This is a genomic window from Stenotrophomonas sp. TWI809, assembly GCF_039673205.1.
Taxonomy (GTDB): domain Bacteria; phylum Pseudomonadota; class Gammaproteobacteria; order Xanthomonadales; family Xanthomonadaceae; genus Stenotrophomonas.
This window is the reverse complement of sequence record NZ_JBDJLE010000009.1, coordinates 1-18,218: the sequence shown is the minus strand read 5'-3', so window position 1 is coordinate 18,218 and position 18,218 is coordinate 1. Positions and strand designations below refer to the sequence as shown.

General features: G+C 67.4%; 22 protein-coding genes and 1 other RNA gene. 9 read left to right on the top strand and 14 right to left on the bottom strand.

Going from position 1 to position 18,218, the window contains the following annotated elements:
- Positions 1-579, top strand: a complete 579-nt coding sequence (locus tag ABE472_RS09090) for an LON peptidase substrate-binding domain-containing protein (RefSeq protein WP_313209180.1) — start codon at positions 1-3, stop codon at positions 577-579.
- 53 nt (positions 580-632) lie between these two features.
- Here the strand turns inward: ABE472_RS09090 and ABE472_RS09085 are convergent, their stop codons facing one another.
- Positions 633-2,636 (bottom strand): VTT domain-containing protein, encoded by a 2,004-nt coding sequence (locus tag ABE472_RS09085; protein WP_346466038.1) that lies wholly within the window; start codon positions 2,634-2,636, stop codon positions 633-635.
- A gap of 102 nt (positions 2,637-2,738) precedes the next feature.
- On the opposite strand from ABE472_RS09085, the gene ABE472_RS09080 reads away from it, so the two are divergent.
- The gene (locus ABE472_RS09080) at positions 2,739-3,401 is read left to right on the top strand and encodes a serine/threonine protein kinase (RefSeq protein ID WP_346466037.1); all 663 of its coding nucleotides are present in this window, start codon (positions 2,739-2,741) and stop codon (positions 3,399-3,401) included.
- 21 nt (positions 3,402-3,422) lie between these two features.
- Here the strand turns inward: ABE472_RS09080 and ABE472_RS09075 are convergent, their stop codons facing one another.
- The gene (locus tag ABE472_RS09075; protein WP_313209183.1) at positions 3,423-4,094 is read right to left on the bottom strand and encodes a hypothetical protein; all 672 of its coding nucleotides are present in this window, start codon (positions 4,092-4,094) and stop codon (positions 3,423-3,425) included.
- A gap of 117 nt (positions 4,095-4,211) precedes the next feature.
- Between ABE472_RS09075 and ABE472_RS09070 the strand changes: the two genes are divergently transcribed.
- Together ABE472_RS09070 and ABE472_RS09065 are read left to right on the top strand one after the other, a co-directional pair.
- Positions 4,212-5,030 carry an NAD(P)-dependent oxidoreductase gene (locus tag ABE472_RS09070; protein ID WP_313209184.1) on the top strand — a complete coding sequence of 273 codons (819 nt, stop codon included), beginning with the start codon at positions 4,212-4,214 and terminating at the stop codon, positions 5,028-5,030.
- An 82-nt stretch (positions 5,031-5,112) separates the two neighbouring features.
- Positions 5,113-6,078 (top strand): YiiG family protein, encoded by a 966-nt coding sequence (locus ABE472_RS09065; protein WP_313209185.1) that lies wholly within the window; start codon positions 5,113-5,115, stop codon positions 6,076-6,078.
- Positions 6,079-6,120: 42 nt separating this feature from the next.
- Here ABE472_RS09065 and ABE472_RS09060 read toward each other — a convergent pair whose 3' ends face one another.
- Positions 6,121-6,993, bottom strand: coding sequence for an ion transporter (locus ABE472_RS09060; RefSeq protein ID WP_313209186.1), 873 nt, complete (start codon positions 6,991-6,993; stop codon positions 6,121-6,123).
- Between the two features lie 65 nt (positions 6,994-7,058).
- On the opposite strand from ABE472_RS09060, the gene ABE472_RS09055 reads away from it, so the two are divergent.
- Entirely contained in the window at positions 7,059-8,288 is a 1,230-nt protein-coding gene (locus tag ABE472_RS09055; RefSeq protein ID WP_313209187.1) for an acetylornithine transaminase, read from the top strand.
- Positions 8,289-8,388: 100 nt separating this feature from the next.
- Here the strand turns inward: ABE472_RS09055 and ABE472_RS09050 are convergent, their stop codons facing one another.
- The gene (locus tag ABE472_RS09050; protein ID WP_346466036.1) at positions 8,389-9,000 is read right to left on the bottom strand and encodes an HAD-IA family hydrolase; all 612 of its coding nucleotides are present in this window, start codon (positions 8,998-9,000) and stop codon (positions 8,389-8,391) included.
- Positions 9,001-9,113: 113 nt separating this feature from the next.
- On the opposite strand from ABE472_RS09050, the gene azu reads away from it, so the two are divergent.
- Positions 9,114-9,572, top strand: coding sequence for an azurin (azu, locus tag ABE472_RS09045; RefSeq protein ID WP_313209189.1), 459 nt, complete (start codon positions 9,114-9,116; stop codon positions 9,570-9,572).
- 128 nt (positions 9,573-9,700) lie between these two features.
- Here the strand turns inward: azu and hemL are convergent, their stop codons facing one another.
- Both hemL and thiE read right to left on the bottom strand, forming a co-directional pair.
- On the bottom strand, positions 9,701-10,990 hold the full coding sequence (hemL, locus tag ABE472_RS09040) for a glutamate-1-semialdehyde 2,1-aminomutase (RefSeq protein WP_313209190.1): 1,290 nt from the start codon (positions 10,988-10,990) through the stop codon (positions 9,701-9,703).
- A 15-nt stretch (positions 10,991-11,005) separates the two neighbouring features.
- Positions 11,006-11,638 (bottom strand): thiamine phosphate synthase, encoded by a 633-nt coding sequence (gene thiE / locus ABE472_RS09035; RefSeq protein ID WP_346464633.1) that lies wholly within the window; start codon positions 11,636-11,638, stop codon positions 11,006-11,008.
- 72 nt (positions 11,639-11,710) lie between these two features.
- On the opposite strand from thiE, the gene ABE472_RS09030 reads away from it, so the two are divergent.
- A complete protein-coding gene (locus ABE472_RS09030) occupies positions 11,711-11,902 on the top strand; it encodes a rubredoxin (RefSeq protein ID WP_313209192.1) in 192 nt (63 codons plus the stop codon).
- A 31-nt stretch (positions 11,903-11,933) separates the two neighbouring features.
- Here ABE472_RS09030 and ABE472_RS09025 read toward each other — a convergent pair whose 3' ends face one another.
- The 8 genes from ABE472_RS09025 to ABE472_RS08990 form a co-directional block, all read right to left on the bottom strand.
- A complete protein-coding gene (locus ABE472_RS09025) occupies positions 11,934-12,779 on the bottom strand; it encodes a tetratricopeptide repeat protein (RefSeq protein WP_123730293.1) in 846 nt (281 codons plus the stop codon).
- Between the two features lie 62 nt (positions 12,780-12,841).
- Entirely contained in the window at positions 12,842-13,294 is a 453-nt protein-coding gene (locus tag ABE472_RS09020; protein WP_123730294.1) for a DUF192 domain-containing protein, read from the bottom strand.
- A gap of 45 nt (positions 13,295-13,339) precedes the next feature.
- Entirely contained in the window at positions 13,340-13,987 is a 648-nt protein-coding gene (gene rpiA / locus ABE472_RS09015) for a ribose-5-phosphate isomerase RpiA (RefSeq protein ID WP_346464634.1), read from the bottom strand.
- 26 nt (positions 13,988-14,013) lie between these two features.
- Positions 14,014-14,490, bottom strand: coding sequence for an EVE domain-containing protein (locus ABE472_RS09010; RefSeq protein WP_313213073.1), 477 nt, complete (start codon positions 14,488-14,490; stop codon positions 14,014-14,016).
- Positions 14,491-14,503: 13 nt separating this feature from the next.
- A complete protein-coding gene (locus ABE472_RS09005) occupies positions 14,504-15,103 on the bottom strand; it encodes a 5-formyltetrahydrofolate cyclo-ligase (protein WP_346464636.1) in 600 nt (199 codons plus the stop codon).
- A 79-nt stretch (positions 15,104-15,182) separates the two neighbouring features.
- A non-coding RNA gene (ssrS, locus tag ABE472_RS09000) (6S RNA) lies at positions 15,183-15,367 on the bottom strand.
- Between the two features lie 132 nt (positions 15,368-15,499).
- Positions 15,500-15,799 carry a cell division protein ZapA gene (locus tag ABE472_RS08995; RefSeq protein ID WP_313213077.1) on the bottom strand — a complete coding sequence of 100 codons (300 nt, stop codon included), beginning with the start codon at positions 15,797-15,799 and terminating at the stop codon, positions 15,500-15,502.
- On the bottom strand, positions 15,796-16,017 hold the full coding sequence (locus ABE472_RS08990) for a TIGR02449 family protein (RefSeq protein ID WP_019183857.1): 222 nt from the start codon (positions 16,015-16,017) through the stop codon (positions 15,796-15,798). The genes ABE472_RS08995 and ABE472_RS08990 overlap by 4 nt, the downstream gene beginning before the upstream one ends.
- Positions 16,018-16,182: 165 nt before the next feature.
- On the opposite strand from ABE472_RS08990, the gene ABE472_RS08985 reads away from it, so the two are divergent.
- Complete coding sequence (locus ABE472_RS08985; RefSeq protein WP_121039475.1) at positions 16,183-16,731, top strand: UPF0149 family protein; 549 nt, start codon at positions 16,183-16,185, stop codon at positions 16,729-16,731.
- Between the two features lie 7 nt (positions 16,732-16,738).
- Positions 16,739-18,064 carry an aminopeptidase P N-terminal domain-containing protein gene (locus tag ABE472_RS08980; RefSeq protein ID WP_346464637.1) on the top strand — a complete coding sequence of 442 codons (1,326 nt, stop codon included), beginning with the start codon at positions 16,739-16,741 and terminating at the stop codon, positions 18,062-18,064.
- Positions 18,065-18,218: the final 154 nt, after the last annotated feature.

Sequence of the window (18,218 nt, the reverse complement as noted above, 5' to 3'; positions counted from 1 at the left end):
ATGACCGACACCGCTTCACTGCCCCTGTTCCCGCTGCACACCGTGCTGCTGCCCGGCGCGGCGCTCGGCCTGCGGGTGTTCGAACGCCGCTACCTGGACATGCTGCGCGAATGCAGTCGTGCGGGGACTGCATTCGGGGTGTGCCTGATCCTGGACGGTGAGGAGGTCGGTGCGCCGGCATTGCCGGCCGCCTACGGGGTCGAGGCGCGGATCGAGGATTTCGACGTGGGCGCCGATGGTGTTCTGGTGCTGCGCCTGCGCGGCCAGCGCCGCTTCCATGTGGATCACACCCGCGTGCGCGACAACGGGCTGATCATTGCCGAAGTGACCTGGTGCGCCGCCGACAGTGACGATGAACTGCAGCCCGAACACGCGCTGATGGCCACCGTGCTGGAGCACATCATCGAGCAGGCCGGCGCGGCCTTCGCACCGGTCAGCCCGGCGCAGATGGAGCAGGCCAGCTGGGTTGGCTGGCGCCTGGCCGAACTGCTGCCGCTGCAGGATGCGCAACGCCTGCAACTGCTGCAACACGATGACCCGCACCAGCGCCTGCAGGCGCTGCTTGACTGGATGCCGTAACGCGCGGTTCCCCCCGCGTTACGCCCCCTCGGCCGGGTAGCTCCGGCGCTGCATCACTCGGCCGGTGGCATGCGCACGCGCAGCACCGGCATCTCGGTGTCCGGATGGGTATCGACCTGCTGCGGCAGCCCGTCCAGTGCCTGGCGGACCGCATTGAGCGACGGGTCGATGCCACGCATCGGCCGCCACATCCCGATCAGCTTGAAGTGCTGCTGGTAATGCAGCGTCTGCGCACTGCCCAGCCACAGCGGTTCATTGTCCGGCGCCGCCAGGCGTGCCGGTGCCGGCCACAGGCGCAGCGCGAAGATCTCATTGGGCGCATTGCCAGCCCGCAGCATCAGCAGCGATTCGACCTGGGTATCCAGCGTGGCCGGCAGTACCGGCACCTTGTCCTTGTCGGAGGACTTGTCGAGCATCAACAACGCCTGCTCCCAGCCCGCCTGGGGCTGCACGCGCCAGCCCTGGCTTTCCAGCCGGCGCTGCAGCGGCGCCAACGGACCGGCCACCTGCACATCCAGCGGCCAGCGCTGATCGTCGTCGAACTCATTGCGACGCGAGGGCAGGTGCTGCCATTCGGTCGTCCACCAGGCCTGGGCATCCAGCGGCGCCGGGGTCGGCTGGGCAGGCTCGAAGCGCGCCAGTTTCACCGGGATGTTGCGTGGGGCATACCAGAGCGCGGCGATGGCGAAGGTGCCGTAGAACAGCCACGCCACCGGCTTGACCCAGAACGAGCGGTTGAAACGGCGGCGATAGGCGATGCCCAGCACCAGTAGCCAGAACAGGCCGAACAACATGCCGCCGATCACATCGCTCAGCCAATGCGCGCCGAGGTAAATGCGGGCGAAGCCGATCAGGCTGACGATGATGCCCGACAACAGGTACGGCCACACCCGCGTGCGCCCCGGCAGTTCACGGGCGATCAGCACCGCGAAGAAGCCGAAGGTGATGGTGGCCATCGTTACCGAGACCGACGGGAAGCCGAAGCCGCTGCTCGCATCCGGCGGGCGGACCACGTCCACGGTGGCGCCCAGCAGTTTGCACAGCGCCAGGCCGAAGGCGAGCGCGGCCAGCCAGTGACCGGCGGCCATCCAGCGCCGGCGCCAGATCAGGTAGCCCATACCGGCCGCCGTGGCCGGCAGCAGGACCTGCCAGGCGCCCAGCGAGGCCAGTGCGGCCATCGGGTAATCGGCCAGCGGATTGCGCAGCGCCAGCATCGCGTGATGCACGGCCAGATCGACCATCAGCGGTTCGCCGTGGGCCACCACCGCCATCAACAGCACGAACCAGCCCCAGCCGAGCAACAGCAGCATCACCGCCAGCATCGCCAGCGGGACCGATTCACGGCGCTGCGGATCGAATACGGCGACAGAGTAACGGCCCAGGGTGGGGTGACGCTGCGACCAGGCCAGCAGGCTGGCCAGCCAGCTGTCCATGCGCGAGGCCGACCAGCGATAGCCATACAGCACGATCGCCCACACCAGGCCCATGATCACGCCGAGCAGGGCCAGCACCATCACCAACCGGCCGGCGACCGCGGCGACCGCGTCGTAGGCCTCGCCCAGCACCCAGCCGGGCGCCAGGAACAGGACGGCCCAGGACAGGCTGGCGATGCCGCTGGCCTGGATATAGCGCGACAACGGCATCTTCATCATGCCGGCGATGGCCGGCACGAACGGGCGGATCGCGCCGACATAACGCGCCACCAGGATGCTCTTGAAGGCATTGCGGCGGAACATCGTCTCGCCGCGATCGAGCAGCTGCGGGTATTTGCTGAAGGGCCAGAAGCCCCGCAGCCGATCGCCCCAGCGCCGGCCTACCCAGTAGCTGATGCCGTCACCGGCGAATGCGCCCAACGCCGCGCAGGCCACGGCATATGGCCCGGAGATCTGGCCCAGGCCGATGAACACCCCGACCGCGAACAACAGCGGCAACGCGGGCACGATCGCGCCCAGCACGATGACCGCATCGCAGAAGGCAATGAGGAAAATGACCGCACCGGCAAGCACGGGGTGAGCTGAGATCCACGCAAGCGTGGCATCGATCCATGACGAGTCCATCGGGGGATTATAGGGGGGGCAAAGTGACTGACTGCCCGCCAGAGGCCGGGAATGTGCGGCATCTGCAGTGAATGAACGCGATCACCCGCCTAGAATGGCGGCATGACACGCCCTGCCGATCCCGCCCCGACCGCCCTCAAAGCCGACAGCTTTGGCCGCATCCTGCTGATGGAAGAGGATGGCCAGCGCTTCGTGCGCCGTGACCTGGAGGCAACGCCGTGGTGGTTGCGGGTACCGGCGTGGTGGCTGGCCCGGCGCGAGGCACGCGCGCTGGCGCATCTGGATGGCATGCCGGCCACGCCGCGGCTGCTGCGCTGGAACGGGCGCTGGCTGGACCGCAGCTTCATGGCCGGAGATGCCATGTACCAGCGTCCGCCGCATGGCGACCTGGCCTACTTCCGCGCGGCCCGACGCCTGCTGCAGCAGGTGCATCGCCACGGCATCGCACACAACGACCTGGCCAAGGAGGCCAACTGGCTGGTGCGCGAAGACGGCTCGCCGGCCCTGATCGATTTCCAGCTGGCGGTGATCGGCAACCCGCGCTCACGCTGGATGCGCCTGCTGGCCCGCGAGGACCTGCGCCATCTGCTCAAGCACAAGCGCATGTACTGCCGGCAGTCGCTCACCCCGGTGGAAAAGCGGCTGCTCAAGCGCACCTCGTGGGTGCGTGATCTCTGGTTCCGCACCGGCAAGCCGGTCTATCGCTTTGTCACGCGAAAGATCCTGCACTGGGAAGACAACGAAGGGCAGGGTCCCAAGCCGTGAGCGCAGGCAGCGCGCAGCTGATCAGCGCAGATCGAGGATCTGCTTGCCGGCGAAGCGGCGTTGCGCATCGAAATCGTAGGCGACCCGCAGCACCCCATCCTCTGCACACGCATGGCAGGTGCGCAGCGGCGTGCTGTAGATCAGGCGCACGCCACCGTTGGGCAGTGCTTCGCTGCCGCTGGCTTCGGCCGGGGCAAACGGTGAGGCATCCGGGTGTGCATCCAGGAACGGTTTGACGGTGGCATCGGCGCGCGACATTTCCGGCAGCACGTCCGCATCCACATCCACCGTGTGCCCGGCGCTGTCGACCAGCAGCGTGCCTTCATTGGTGTTGGCACGGAACGGGTATTCGATGGTGGCGATGCCCACGCCGTCCTGGTCCCGCCATGCGCTCACGTAGCCGGGATTGCCCTGCGCCCCCAGTTGATGGGCGGCGGCGATCGCCTGCGGGCTGGCCTTGGCGGCCTGCATCGCCTTGGACAGGCAATCATCGGCGACCGGTGCCTGGCCACGGCAGGCATCGACCTCGCCGTCCCAGATCGCCGCTTCGCCGAACGGGGAGGTGCCCCCGGCGGTGCCCGGGACGGTAGCTGCGTTCTGCGTCGCGGAGGCGGCAGGATCGCCAGCGGGTTGGCAGGCGCCAAGGGCCAGCACCAGGGCCAACGCGGTCAGGGGAAGGCGGATCGCCGTCATGTCGCTCATTCCATGCAGAACGTGAACGCCCAGTATCGGCGCGGCGCATGAATCCGGCGTGTGCGCCGGGGCGGCATAATGCGGATTCACTGCACCCGCATCCAAGGAATTCCGCGCATGGCCAGTCTGCAAGGCAAGACCCTGTTCATCACCGGCGCCTCGCGCGGCATCGGCCTGGCCATTGCGCTGCGTGCGGCACGCGACGGCGCCAACATCGCGATCGCGGCCAAGTCCTCGGTGCCCAATCCGAAGCTGCCCGGCACCATTCACAGTGCCGCCGAAGCGGTGACCGCTGCAGGCGGGCAGGGGCTGGCACTGAAGTGCGACATCCGCGAAGAAGACCAGGTGCGCGCGGCCGTCGCTGCCACCGTGGATACCTTCGGTGGCATCGACATCCTGATCAACAACGCCAGCGCGATCTGGCTGCGCGGCACGCTGGACACGCCGATGAAACGCTTTGACCTGATGCAGCAGGTCAATTCGCGCGGCAGCTTCCTGTGCGCGCAGGCCTGCCTGCCGCATCTGCTGCAGGCGCCCAACCCGCACATCCTCACGCTGGCGCCGCCGCCGACGCTGGACCCGAAGTGGTGGGGCCCGCATACCGGTTACACGCTGGCCAAGATGGGGATGAGCTTCGTCACCCTCGGCCTGGCGGCCGAGTTCGGCCCGCAGGGCGTGGCCGTCAACGCGTTGTGGCCGCGCACGGTGATCGCTACCGATGCGATCAACATGATTCCCGGCGTGGACATCCGTGGCTGCCGCACGCCGGCGATTCTGGCCGACGCCGCGCACGCGGTGCTGTGCCGTGAGGCGGCCGGTTTCAGCGGACAGTTCCTGCTCGATGACGAGGTGTTGGCGCAGGCGGGCATCACCGATCTGAGCGGCTACGCCGTCGATCCATCGCGCCCGTTGATGCCGGACCTGTTCCTGGAGTGACGCGCGTTCGCTGCGCGCGATGACAACAGCTGCACACACTGGGCTGCTATGGTGCGTCCCCCCAATTGGTATGGACACTCGCATGTCATCTCGCACACGGACCGCGCCGCTCGCCGCCGCCATCGCATTGATCAGCCTGCTCGGCGCCTGCAGCAAGGGGCCGGGCAGCGTCGCCGATACCCAGGGCGTGGAGAAGGTGAACGCCTACATCGCCTGCTTCAACGCCGTTGAACAGCCGATCCACGAAGGTTTCCAGCAGTACATCGGCTGGATGCAGGACCCCGAGGCCGGCCCGACCGGCAACGAGAAAAAGGTGCGTGGGCCAGGTACGGTGCTGTCGCATCGCGTGGAGGCATGCAATGCCCCGATGGTGGCGGCGCTGGCGATGACGCCGGCGGAGCCCGAGCTGGATCCGGCGGCAAGCGCTTACCAGAAGACGTTCGTCGACCTGTACGCCCTGATCGAGCAGGCCGACCGTTACTACAGCCGCGAGGACTACCTGCGCGATGACCATGCCGGCATGCGCGCCCAGCATGCGCCGTTGATGAAGGCCTATATGGCGTTCTTCGATGCAGGTACCGCACTGGATGCCGCACTGGAAAAGCGCGAAGACGAACGCCGTGCCGAACAGCTCAAGGAGATTGAAGCCTCCGAAGGCCGCTCGATGGCGTACTACCAGATCAAGATCCTCGGCGACGGCAAGCAGCTGACCCAGCTGCTCAACAGCGAGACGCCCGATCTGGCCGTGGCCCGCACCCAGCTCACCGCGTTCCAGGCGCTGCTGCAGCAGGCGCAGGAGGACAAGGTCGGCAAGGGCGATGCGATGTGGGGGCACGTGGAGCGTGCGGCCGATGCGCTGGCCCGCGATGCCGGCCGTCGCATCGAGCGCGTGGAATCCAGGACGCCCTACACCCGCAGCGAGCAGATGCTGATCGAGAGCGGCGGCCGGATCAACAACCCGCAGGGCTCGGCCGAAGCGTTGCTGGTCAGCTACAACGACCTGGTCGACATGAGCAACCGCCTGGCCCAGACCAGCGGCGCACGCTGAGCGAACGCGGGGCCGGCTGCCAGGCGGCCCGCCCCGCGTTGATCAGACGTTGAAGACCGGGGGCAGTTTCTCGCCGCAGTGTCGGCAATGCACGGCATCCGGTTCGTGGCCTTCCAGCCCGCAGTGCGGGCAGCCGCGCGCATCCCGGCGCGCGGCATGCTCGGCATCGCGCATGGTATTGGCCAGTTCGGCGGTGTAGATGCCGGTGGGTACGGCGATGATGCTGTAGCCGATCAGGATCAGCACCGAGGTGACGAAGCGGCCCAGCACGGTCTGCGGCACGATGTCACCGAAGCCCACCGTGGCCATGGTCACCACCGCCCAGTACATGCTGCTGGGGATGCTGGTGAAGCCGTGGTTGGGGCCTTCGATCACGTACATCATGGTGCCGGCGATGATGGTGATGGTGATGACCGTGAACAGGAACAGCAGCACCTTGCGCCGGCTGCGCCACAGTGACTCCATCAGCACGCCGCTTTCTTCGATGTAGCGGGTCAGCTTGAGGATCCGGAACACCCGCAGGATGCGCAGCGCGCGCACCACCAGCAGGCTCTGCGCGCCAGGAATGAACAGCGACAGGTAGGTCGGCAGGATCGAGGCCAGATCGATGATGCCCCAGATGCTGAATGCGTAGCGCAGCGGGCGTTTGACCACCACCAGCCGCAACAGGTACTCGGCGGTGAACAGGATCGTGAAGCCCCATTCGAGCACGTAGAGCCCGTCGGCATAGGCCGCATGGAAGCGCTGCACGCTGTCGAACATGACCACCACCACGCTGGCGACGATCGCGTAGACCAGCAGCAGGTCGAAATTGCGCGAGGGCCGGGTGTCGTGGCGGTAGATGATGTCGAACCACTGGCGGCGCCAGCCGGATTCGGTGGCGGGGTTGAGCTGGGGGGCAGTGAACGGTCGCATGGGGCGCATTGTGCCCCACCGGCCCAAAGCGCGAGAATGGGATCTTTCCTGAGCCGTTGACTGCCATGACTGCCGCTGCCACCGATCCGCTGTTGTCCCTGTCGCATTACTACCTGCCGGTCTACAAACCGCGCCAGGTGGTGCTCGAACGTGGCCAGGGCGCGCGCGTCTGGGACAACCAGGGCCGTGAATTCATCGATCTGGCCGCCGGCATCGCGGTGTGTGGCCTGGGCCACAACGATCCGGACCTGAAGGCCGCGCTGATCGAGCAGGCCGGCAAGTTGTGGCATACCAGCAACGTGTTCTACAGCGAGCCGCCGCTGCGCCTGGCCGAAGAACTGGTCACCGCCTCGCGCTTCGCCGAGCGCGTGTTCCTGTGCAACTCCGGCGCCGAAGCCAATGAAGTGGCGATCAAGCTGGTCCGCAAGTGGGCCTCCTCGCTGGGCCGGCCGGCGCATCAGCGCGTGATCGTGACCTTCCGCGGCAGCTTCCATGGCCGCACCCTGGCCGCGGTGACCGCCACTGCCCAGCCGAAGTACCAGGAAGGCTACGAGCCGCTGCCCGGTGGCTTCCGCTATGTCGACTTCAATGACGAGGTCCAGCTGGAAACCGCGATGGCCGCCGGCGATGTCGCGGCGGTGATGCTGGAGCCGATCCAGGGCGAGGGCGGCGTGATGCCGGCCAAGCCGGGCTTCCTGCAGCGCGTGCGCGAGCTGTGCGACCAGCACAACGCGCTGGTGGTGCTGGATGAGATCCAGGCCGGCATGGGCCGCACCGGCACCTTGTTCGCGCATTGGCAGGACAACATCAAACCGGACATCGTCACCCTGGCCAAGGCGCTGGGCGGCGGCTTCCCGATCGGCGCGATGCTGGCCGGCCCGAAGGTGGCCGAGGTGATGCAGTTTGGCGCGCACGGCACCACCTTCGGTGGCAATCCGCTGGCCGCCGCCGTCGCCCGGGTGGCGCTGCGCAAGCTGTCCTCGCCGGAGATCGCGCACAACGTGAGCCGTCAGTCGCAGGCGCTGCGCGATGGCCTGGGCAAGATCAACGACGAGTTCAAGGTGTTCAGCCAGGTCCGCGGTCGCGGGCTGATGCTGGGCGCGGTGCTGGACAAGGATTTTGCCGGCCAGGCCGGTCCCATCCTCGACCACGCCGCCGAACACGGCCTGCTGACCCTGCAGGCCGGGCCGGACGTGCTGCGCTTCGTGCCGTCGCTGAACATCACCGATGAGGAAATCGCCGAAGGCCTGAAGCGTCTGCGCGCGGCCGTGCAGTCGTTCATCGCGTCGCGGTAGAGCCGACCGTTGGTCGGCTGCTGTTGCTGTGGCGCGGTAGAGCCGACCGTTGGTCGGCTGCTGTTGTTGTGGCGCGGGCGCAGCCGACCGTTGGTCGGCTCTACCCCAGGGCGTACTGCTTGATGACCTTGCCGAACGCGCGGCTGTCCGTCGCGGTCTCGGCCGGCAGACCGGCCAGCCGAGCCCCGCGCACGTTGACGAACAGGTCATCGATGAACAGCGTGCGCTCGGCGCGCGCCCCCAGCAGCGTCACCGCCTTGGCGAATATCGCCGGATCCGGCTTGCGCCCGCCCAGCGCACCGCTGCACAGGATGCGGCCGTGCAGGGCATCGGCCAGGGTGGGAACAAGCTGTGGAATCGTCTGCGCCATCAGCGCGCCGTTGTTGGTCAGGATGCCGATCGGCAGTGCCTGCGCGATCCGCGCCACGCGTTCGATCACCCCTGTTTGCGGTGCGCACGCGGCGATGCGCGCGGCCTGCCACTGCGCGATGCTGATCGTGGTCTGCAGTGCATCACCCAGTCGCTGCAGGTAGGCGTCCGTGGCCATGCCGCTGTCGTAGGCGCGCTCCAGCCCAGTGTCGAACAGCGCCGCCTGCACCTGCGCCGCACTGCAGCCGACGCTCGCGGCCAGATGGCGCACACGCAGGTGCCGCGCATAGCGCACCAGCACGCCATCGAAATCCAGCAGCACGCACTCGATCACATGCGGCATGGGGCCGTCTCGTCCAGATCCAGTGCTGACCGTAACCCACCCAGTGCCTGTGCTGCGACATCGCGTCGCACGTCGCCTGCACGGGCGGTCACTAGAATCGCGGGGACTGCCTGATGGAGATCGCCTTGAAACTGCTTGCCCCCGTGTTGCTTGCCGGCCTGATGCTGGCCCCAGCCGCCCATGCGCGTGTCTGCGCGATCGCCATCGACAGTACCGACCAGATGAGCTTCAGCCAGAAGGAACTCAAGGTTGCCGCGGACTGCTCCCAGGTGAAGCTGACCCTGCGCCACACCGGCAAGCTCGCCGCGACCGCGATGGGCCACAACTGGGTACTGACCCGCGCCGCGGATTACCAGCCGGTGGCGATGGCCGGCATGCGCACCACGTTGGCCGACAGCTACCTGCCCAAGGGCGATGCACGCGTGCTGGCGCACACGCCGGTGATCGGCGGGGGACAAAGTACCAGCGTCACCTTCTCCACCGCCAAGCTGACCAAGGGCGGCGACTACACCTTCTTCTGCTCGTTCCCCGGCCATTTCGCGATGATGAAAGGCCGTTTTCTGTTCGGCTGAGCGCCGAAAACGGCCGGTAGCTACCGACCATTGGTCGGTAGACGCCGTGACGACCAACGGTCGTCACCTACGCGGGGTGATCGGTACGCACGCCGTGACGACCAACGGTCGTCACCTACCGCGTTCTATCAGCCCTTGACGACCTTGAAGGCTTCGCGCGCGGCTTCGAGCGTCGCATCGATGATGCTGTCGTCATGGGCGCTGGACAGGAAGCCGGCTTCGTATGCGGACGGGGCCAGGAACACGCCGCGCTCCAGCATCGCGTGGAAGAAGGTGTTGAAGGCGGTGATGTCGCACGCGGTCGCCTGCGCGTAGGTCTCCACCTTCTGGTCAGTGAAGAACAGGCCGAACATCGCGCCGACCTGGGTGGTGGTCACTGCCACGCCTGCATCGGCCGCCGCTGCTTCCAGCCCTGCGCACAGGCGCGCGGCCGAAGCACTCAGGCGATCATGGAAGCCCGGTTCCTGCACCAGTTCCAGCATCGCCAGGCCGGCTGCCATGGCCACCGGATTGCCGCTCAGCGTGCCCGCCTGGTAGATCGGGCCAGCCGGGGAAATCTGCGACATCAGCTCGCGGCGGCCACCGTACGCACCCACCGGCATGCCGCCGCCGATGATCTTGCCGAAGGTGGTCAGGTCCGGGGTGACGCCGTAATGCGCCTGCGCGCCACCGAGGGCCACGCGGAAGCCGGTCATCACTTCATCGAAGATCAGCACCGTGCCGTACTGCGTGCACAGTGCGCGCAGGTGCTGCAGGTAGCCCTCTCGCGGCGGGATGCAGTTGGCGTTGCCGACCACCGGCTCGATGATCAGCCCGGCGATGTGCTCGCCCTGTTCGGCGAACAGCGCCGTGGCGGCCTCGAAGTCATTGTAGGGTAGGGTCAGGGTGAGTTCGCTCAGCCCGGCCGGGACGCCTGGCGAGGTCGGCACGCCCAAGGTCAGCATGCCGCTGCCGGCCTTGACCAGGAACGAGTCGCCATGGCCGTGGTAGCAGCCTTCGAACTTGACGATGCGGCTGCGGCCGGTGGCACCGCGTGCCAGCCGGATCGCCGACAGGGTGGCCTCGGTGCCCGAGTTCACCATGCGCACCATCTCGCAGGACGGCACCAGCCGGGTCAGCGTTTCGGCCATGGTCACTTCGGCTTCGCACGGCGCGCCGAAGGACAGGCCGTTGCCGATCGCCTGCTTGACCGCCTGGCGCACGGCGGTGTGGTTGTGGCCGACGATCATCGGGCCCCAGGAGCCGACGTAATCGATGTAGCGGTTGTCGTCCACGTCATACAGATAGGGGCCATCGGCGCGCTTGACGAAGAACGGCTCGCCGCCAACCGACTTGAACGCGCGCACCGGCGAGTTGACGCCACCCGGCAGAAGCTTCTGGGCGCGGGTGAACAGGGCGTGGGACTGGTCGTGGTTCATGGAGTGTCCTGGGTCTTACGGAAACTGGGCGAGGAAGGCGCGCTGGGCGGCAACCGGGTCGGGGGCGGCGAAAATGCCGCTGACCACGGCCACCAGGTCGGCACCGGCCGCGATGATGGGACCCACATTGTCCGGGCTGAGCCCGCCGATCGCCACCCGCGGCACGCCCAGTGCGGCGCTTTGCCGCAGCAGGTCCGGCGTGGCACGGCTGGCGGTGACCTTGGTGGTGGTGGGGAAGAACGCGCCGAAGGCCACATAAGTGGCGCCTTCGGCCACGGCACGCGCGGCATTGGCCAGCTGGTCGTAGCAGGACGCGCCGATGATGGCGTCGGGCCCCAACAGGGCACGCGCCGCGCCGATGTCGCCGTCGGTGCCGCCCAGGTGCACGCCAGCGGCGCCCACGGCATGGGCCAGCGCCGGGTCGTCATTGATGATCAATGGCACGCCGTGCTGCCCGCACAGCGCCTGCAGCGCGGTCGCCTGCCGCAGGCGCAGGGCGGCATCGGCGGTCTTGTTGCGGTACTGCAGCCAGGTGGCCCCAGCCGCCAGCAGCGGCGCGGTGCGCGCCAGCAGTCGTGCGGTATCGGGCTCGTCGGGGGTGATGAGGTAGACGCCGCGGGGCGGCGTGGGGGCTGAAGCGTGATTCATCAATGGCTACCGGTAGCGCAACGGGAGTGGGACAATGAACGCTGTCAGCTCTTGTCCTGCCGTGATTATCCGATGACCGACGCAACCGCCACCACCTTCCGCACCTGGATGTGCGTTGTCTGCGGCTTCCTGTACCGGGAAGAGGACGGGCTGCCGGAAGAGGGCATCGCCCCGGGCACGCGCTGGGACGACATTCCCGATACCTGGACGTGCCCGGACTGCGGCGTGACCAAGGATGATTTCGAGATGGTCGAAGTCGACTGAGACACCAGCCAGCCGCCATGTCGCGGCGCCGTCAGTGCAGACGCGGCACCACGCCACCGAGGCCGACAAGCTTCTCACGAACGAACTGGGCATCGCTGGCCTTGGCATTGCGCTTGAGATACAGCCCCAGGTCGCTGCGCGCGCCGGCCTCGTAATCCAGCTGCAGGTAGGCCATGCCGCGGTCACGCAGGGCGTCGTCCTGCTCGGGCGCCAGCTTCAGCAGGCGGTCGGCACTGCGCGCGGCGCGGTCCCATTCGCCGCGTTCCACGTACACGCCGTGCAGGTTGCGCAGCATCCGCATCAGGATCGCGCGTGCCGGGGCCGGGTCCAGGATCTGCGCGAGCACGTCGTCGTCGGGCACTTCACCGCCCAGGTGTGAGCGTGCGCGTTCGCGCAGTTCCTCCACGCCCAGTGGTCGGCCGCCGTTGAACGGGTCCATCACCAGCACGCCGTCGTTGAGCGGCAGGCGCACCAGGAAGTGCCCCGGGAAGGACACCCCGTCCAGCGGGATGCCGAGCCGGCGCGAGACTTCCATCTGCACCAGCGCCAGCGAAATCGGATTGCCCAGGCGGCGTTCGAAGACCTGGTTCAGATAGCTGTTGCGTGGGTCGTAGTACTCGCCGTGGTCGCCGCTGTAGCCCAGCTCGTCGAACAGGTGGCGGTTGACCGCGGCGATCTTCAGCGGCCACATGTCGATCGTGGCGATCTCGGTGCGCAGGTGGTCGGCGTGACTCTGCAGGACCGCGTCGTAGACGGCGGGGTCCAGATCCGGGTATTCGTCCCGGGCGATCAGCAACGCCGTCGGCAACAGCGGCAGCGCCTCGTCATCCAGCTCGGCCAGTGAGTCCCACGTCGGCAATGTGATCTGCCCCTGCATGGGACAAGACTGGCGACAAACGCGCCGCGATTCAAGGGCGCGGCGCGTTTATCGGTGCCCTTTTACTTGCCGTCGGCGATGCCGGGGCCGAACGTGAGTTCGGTGCCGTCCTTGAGCGCCATCTTTTCGGCCTGCCCGGCGTTGAGTTCCAGCACGTAGCGGGCCGGTTCGCTGCTGGGGTAGGGCGGGCAACGATCGCCGGCCGAACACGGCGGCACATCGCGCTGCTGGCTGACCAGGCGGCGCTGCGCATCGAAGTACAGGATGTCCAGCGCGATCTTGGTGTTCTTCATCCAGTACGCCTGCAGTTCTTCGCGTTCGTGGATGAACAGCATGCCGTGGTCCTCGGGCATCTGGTCGCGGAACATCAGCCCGCGGGCGCGGGTGTCGTCATTGGTGGCCAGTTCAACGTGGTAACGGTTGCCGTCCAGCTCCACCCAGTGGCGGGCGTTGGTGCTGGCGCAGCCGGTCAGGGTGAACAGCAGGAGCAGGGGCAGCAGGCGCAACAGGGACATGGGCGTACCTCGTTGGGGTGGCCGGCGCACAGGCCGGCCACGGGGTCAGATCACGATCGGCGGCTCACCGCCGATGATCACCACATCGGCCGGGCGGCGCGCGAACAGGCCGACGCTGACCACGCCCGGCAGCTGGTTGAGCTCGCGCTCCAGCTTGACCGGATCGGTGATCTCCAGGTGATGGATGTCCAGGATCACGTTGCCGTTGTCGGTGACCACGCCCTCGCGCCAGGCCGGCTGGCCGCCGGTCATGTCCATGATGCGGCGGGCGACCAGGCTGCGCGCCATCGGGATCACTTCCACCGGCAGCGGGAACCTGCCCAGCACCTTGACCTGCTTGCTCGGGTCGATGATGCACACGAAGCGCTCGCTGGCCTCGGCGATGATCTTCTCGCGGGTCAGCGCGGCGCCGCCGCCCTTGATCAGGTTCTTGTTGCCGTCGCACTCGTCGGCCCCGTCCACATACAGCGACAGGTTGCCGGTGTGGTTGAGCTCGAGCACCTCGATGCCGTGCTGCTTCAGGCGCGCGGTGCTCTGGTCCGAGCTGGACACGGCGCCCTTGATGCGGTGCTGGATCTTGGCCAGGGCATCGATGAAGTAGGCCACGGTGGAACCGGTGCCGACCCCCACGATCATGCCGTCTTCGACGTATTCAATGGCTTTTTCAGCGGCCAGGCGCTTGGCTTCGGACATGGCGGGCAACTCTTGGAGGAAAGGGGTCAGTGCTTTTCCAGCGACAGCAGCAGCTTCCACTGCGCAGCGGTCACCGGGAGGATCGAGAGACGGTTGCCGCGCGCGGTCAGCGGGAATCCTTCGCCCAGCGCATCGGCGTGCAGCTTGATCTCATCCAGCGAAATGGTGTCGCGCAGTTTGCGTTCGAAGGCCACGTCCACCAGCATCCAGCGCGGTTCTTCGCGGGTCGCCTTGGCGTCGTAATAGTCCGATCCGGGATCGAACTGGGTGTCGTCCGGATAGGCCTCGCTGGCCACCGTGGCCAGCCCGACGATCCCCGGCACCTTGGTGTTGGAGTGGTAGAACATCACCCCGTCGCCCACCTTCATGCCATCGCGCATGAAGTTGCGCGCCTGGTAGTTGCGCACGCCGTTCCAGGGCTCCCGGCCCACGCGCTGCAGATCATCGATGGAAAAAGCGTCCGGTTCGGACTTCATCAGCCAGTAGCGCTTGCGTGCGGTCATGCGGAGTCTTTGATTACTGTCGGTGCCGACCGTTGGTCGGTACGCAGACAAGGGTGGAGACGTCGGTGCAGATCGCATCCACCGCGACGTCCCAGGGGTACACCGGCAGGTCATCGACCTGCTGGACCGAGAAGCCGACCCCGACCAGCCACGGCGGCGCCGGGCGCTGGTGGCGGAATGCGAAGCTGCGATCATACCAGCCGCCTCCCATGCCCAGCCGCCGGCCCTGTGCGTCGAAACCAACCAGCGGCGCCACGACCAGCGCCATCTGCTCCGGTGCGAGCGTGTCGTCCAGCGCGAGATCGGGTTCGGGGATGCCGAAGCGGTTGGTGGTCAGTGCCTGCCCCGGGCGCCAGGGCGCGAAGCGCAGCGTCTTCTCGTGCAGGACCGGCAGGCAGTAGGTCAGGCCGGCGGGCAACTGCATCTGCCAGCGGTGCAGCGCGATTTCCCCATCCATCGCCCAGTAGCCGGCGACATGGCCCTGCGTGGGCGCGAAAGGAAGGGCGAGCAGGCCATCGGCCAGGTGTTCGGCGGCGGCCAGGCGCACGGCGGCGGGGAGATCACGGCGGCGTTGGCGCAGCTGCTGGCGCAGTGCGGAGCGCGGGTCGGTCATGCCTGGGTCCGGAGCGTGCGGGGGAAGCGGATAAAACAAGAGCGACGTCCCAAGGGAACGCCGCTCTTGCTGGAATATTGCATTCTCCGCCGTGACGATGCATGCGAAACGACCTTGAACCCGGGGTTCAAGTGGGTACGCTGGGGTTCCATCGGGCTTCCCGCTACAAGGCGGACTTGCACTCCCGGCGCCGTCGCGCACCCGTGGTCGTAATTAAGGGACAAGGCGAATGTTTGCACACGCCGTCGTTCACAGCAGAGAACGCAACGAGGATTATAGCCCTCTTGTGCGATTCGGCCAGTCCGTTCGTCGGTCGAATTGCACTTCAATTCAGATCGATGAAGACCATGCGATGCACTTGTGCAATCGACCACCGCGTGGAACCGGTCGCGTGGATCAACCCGCGTTGTCGAACGCCCGATCCAGGCGGCGATTGAGATCGCTCAGCGTCTGCTGCAGGGCAATGGCCTGCCGGGCGTGCTCATCGCGCAGCTGCTGCAGCTCGTGGGCCAGGTTCAGCGCGGCCAGCACCGCGACCCGGTCGACCGCGGCCATCCGGTTGCTGCCGCGGATCTCGCGCATCTTGGCATCCAGCAGCCGGGCGGCGGCGGTCAGGCTCTCGCGTTCCTCGGCCCCCACCCCCACCGTGTATTCACGATCCAGGATGCGGACACTGACCGGTTCGGTCTGGCTCATGTGTGCTGCTCCAGGGACTTGAGGCGGGTGATCATCGCTTCGACCCGGGAGCGGGCCTGCTCGTTCTTGGCCAGCAGCTGGGAGCGCTCGGCCACCAGCTGTTCCTGCTGATGGCGCAGGCTGCGGTTCTCGTCGGCCAGACGCTGGTTGCGCTCAAGCAACGCCTCCACGCGGGCGGCGAAGGCCTGCAATTGGGCGATGGCGTCGGCGGGTTCCATGTCCGGCACCATAGGCAAGGGCGGACGGGGCGGTCAAGCGAATAATGACGGGGCCTGCCGGCCGTCGGCCCACCGGTGCCGGGGCAGGGCCTCGGGCGGGCCATGGCAACCCGGTGGACACAGGTGGATTGCTACACTGTGGCGCTCACAAACCGTAGCCCCAAGATGACCGAACTCCCGAGTGTCGACGACGTAAACCAGGCCAGCCAGGCCCTGGGCCTGGGCGCCAGCGCCGCTGAACTGCACGGCGGCCTGTGCGGCTGGCTGTCCGCCGGTGGTGCGCCGGTGCGTGAATGGCCGGCCCGCGTCCTGGCCGATGACAACCTGCCGACCCCGGCCGAAGGAGACGCCCTGGCGCGCCTGCTCGATGCCAGCGTGGCGCAGATGGAAGACCGCGATTTCGCTTTCGAACTGCTGCTGAGCGATGCCAGTGATACCGCCGCGCAGGCCGATGCGCTGTTCACCTGGGCGCGCGCGTTCCTGGGCGGCTTCGGGCTGGGCTCGGGCCAGAACCGGCCGGCCTTGTCCGAAGAGGGCGATGAAGCCCTGACCGATCTGGCCAAGCTGGCCCAGGCCTCCAGCGAAGACTTCGAAAGCGGCAACGACGACGACGAAGACGCGCTGGCCGAGATCGAGGAGTTCATCCGCGTGGCGGTGCTGCTGCTGCACGGTGACTGTGTCATGGCCGCGCGCCACCGGCAGCGCCTGAACTGAGATGGATATCCGGCAGCTGACCGGCATCTCCGCCGCCGAATACACCCGCCGCCGCCAGCAGTTGATGGAGATGGCCGGCGATGACGCCATCCTGGTGCTGCCGGCTGCATCCGAGCGCGTGCGCAGCCTGGATACGCATTATCCGTTCCGCCAGGACTCGGATTTCTGGTACCTGAGCGGCTTCCCGGAACCGGAGGCCGTGCTGGTGCTGATCCCGGGCCGCCGCCATGGCGAGGTGATCCTGTTCTGCCGCGAGCGCGATGCGGACCGCGAAGCCTGGGATGGCGCGCGCGCTGGCCAGGAAGGTGCGGTGTCGCAGTACGGCATGGATGACGCCTACCCGATCGACGATCTGGACGACATCCTGCCCGGCCTGCTGGAAGGGCGCTCGCGGGTGTACTACCACTTCGGTCGCGATGCCGAGTTCGATCTCAAGCTGATCGGCTGGGTCAACCGGGTACGCTCGCAGGTGCGGCATGGCGCGCAGCCACCGCATGAATTCCTGGAACTGGGCCACCTGCTGCACGAGCAGCGGCTGTTCAAATCGACCGCAGAAATCGCGGTGATGCAGCGCGCCGCCGACATCAGCGTGCAGGCCCACCGTGCCGCGATGCACGTGGCGCGGCCGGGCATCCACGAGTACGAACTGCAGGCCGATCTGGAGCGTGTGTTCCGTGCCAATGATGCGTGTGCGGCCTACAGCAGCATCGTCGGCGCCGGTGCCAACGGCTGCATCCTGCATTACCGCGACAACAACGCGCGCTCGCACGATGGCGATCTGGTCCTGATCGATGCCGGTGCCGAGTACCGCGGCTACGCCAGTGACATCACCCGTACCTTCCCGGTCAACGGCCGCTTCAGTGCCGAGCAGCGCGCGCTGCATGACCTGGTCGGTGCGGCGCAGGCGGCGGCGCTGGCCCAGGCCCGCCCGGGCAATGCGTACGAAGCCGGCCATCTGGCCGCCGTGGAAACCCTGACCGACGGCCTGCTGCGGCTGGGCCTGCTCAAGGGCACGCTGGAAGAGAACATCGCCGAAGCGCATTACCAGCGGTTCTACCGGCACAAGACCGGGCACTGGCTCGGTCTGGACGTGCACGACGTCGGCGATTACCGGCTGGCCGGGGATTCGCGGATGTTGGAGCCGGGCATGGTGTTCACCATCGAGCCGGGCCTGTATGTCTCACCGGACGACCGCAGCGTGGAAGCGCGCTGGCGCGGTATCGGCATCCGTACCGAAGATGACGTGCTGATCACCGAGGACGGCCATCAGGTGCTGACGGCTGCGTTGGCACGCAGTGCCGATGAGATCGAAGAAGAAATGGCGAAGCGCTGATCCGCTTCAGGGTAGAGCCACCCCATGGGTGGCGGCGGGGTGCGTGACGAAGGCACCGGTGGCCGTGCGGCGCATCACACCGGTAGTGGGGGGGGGGGGGGGGCGCCCCCGCACGCGCCCCAACCGGAGCGGCGCACCCACCCCCGCGGGCCAA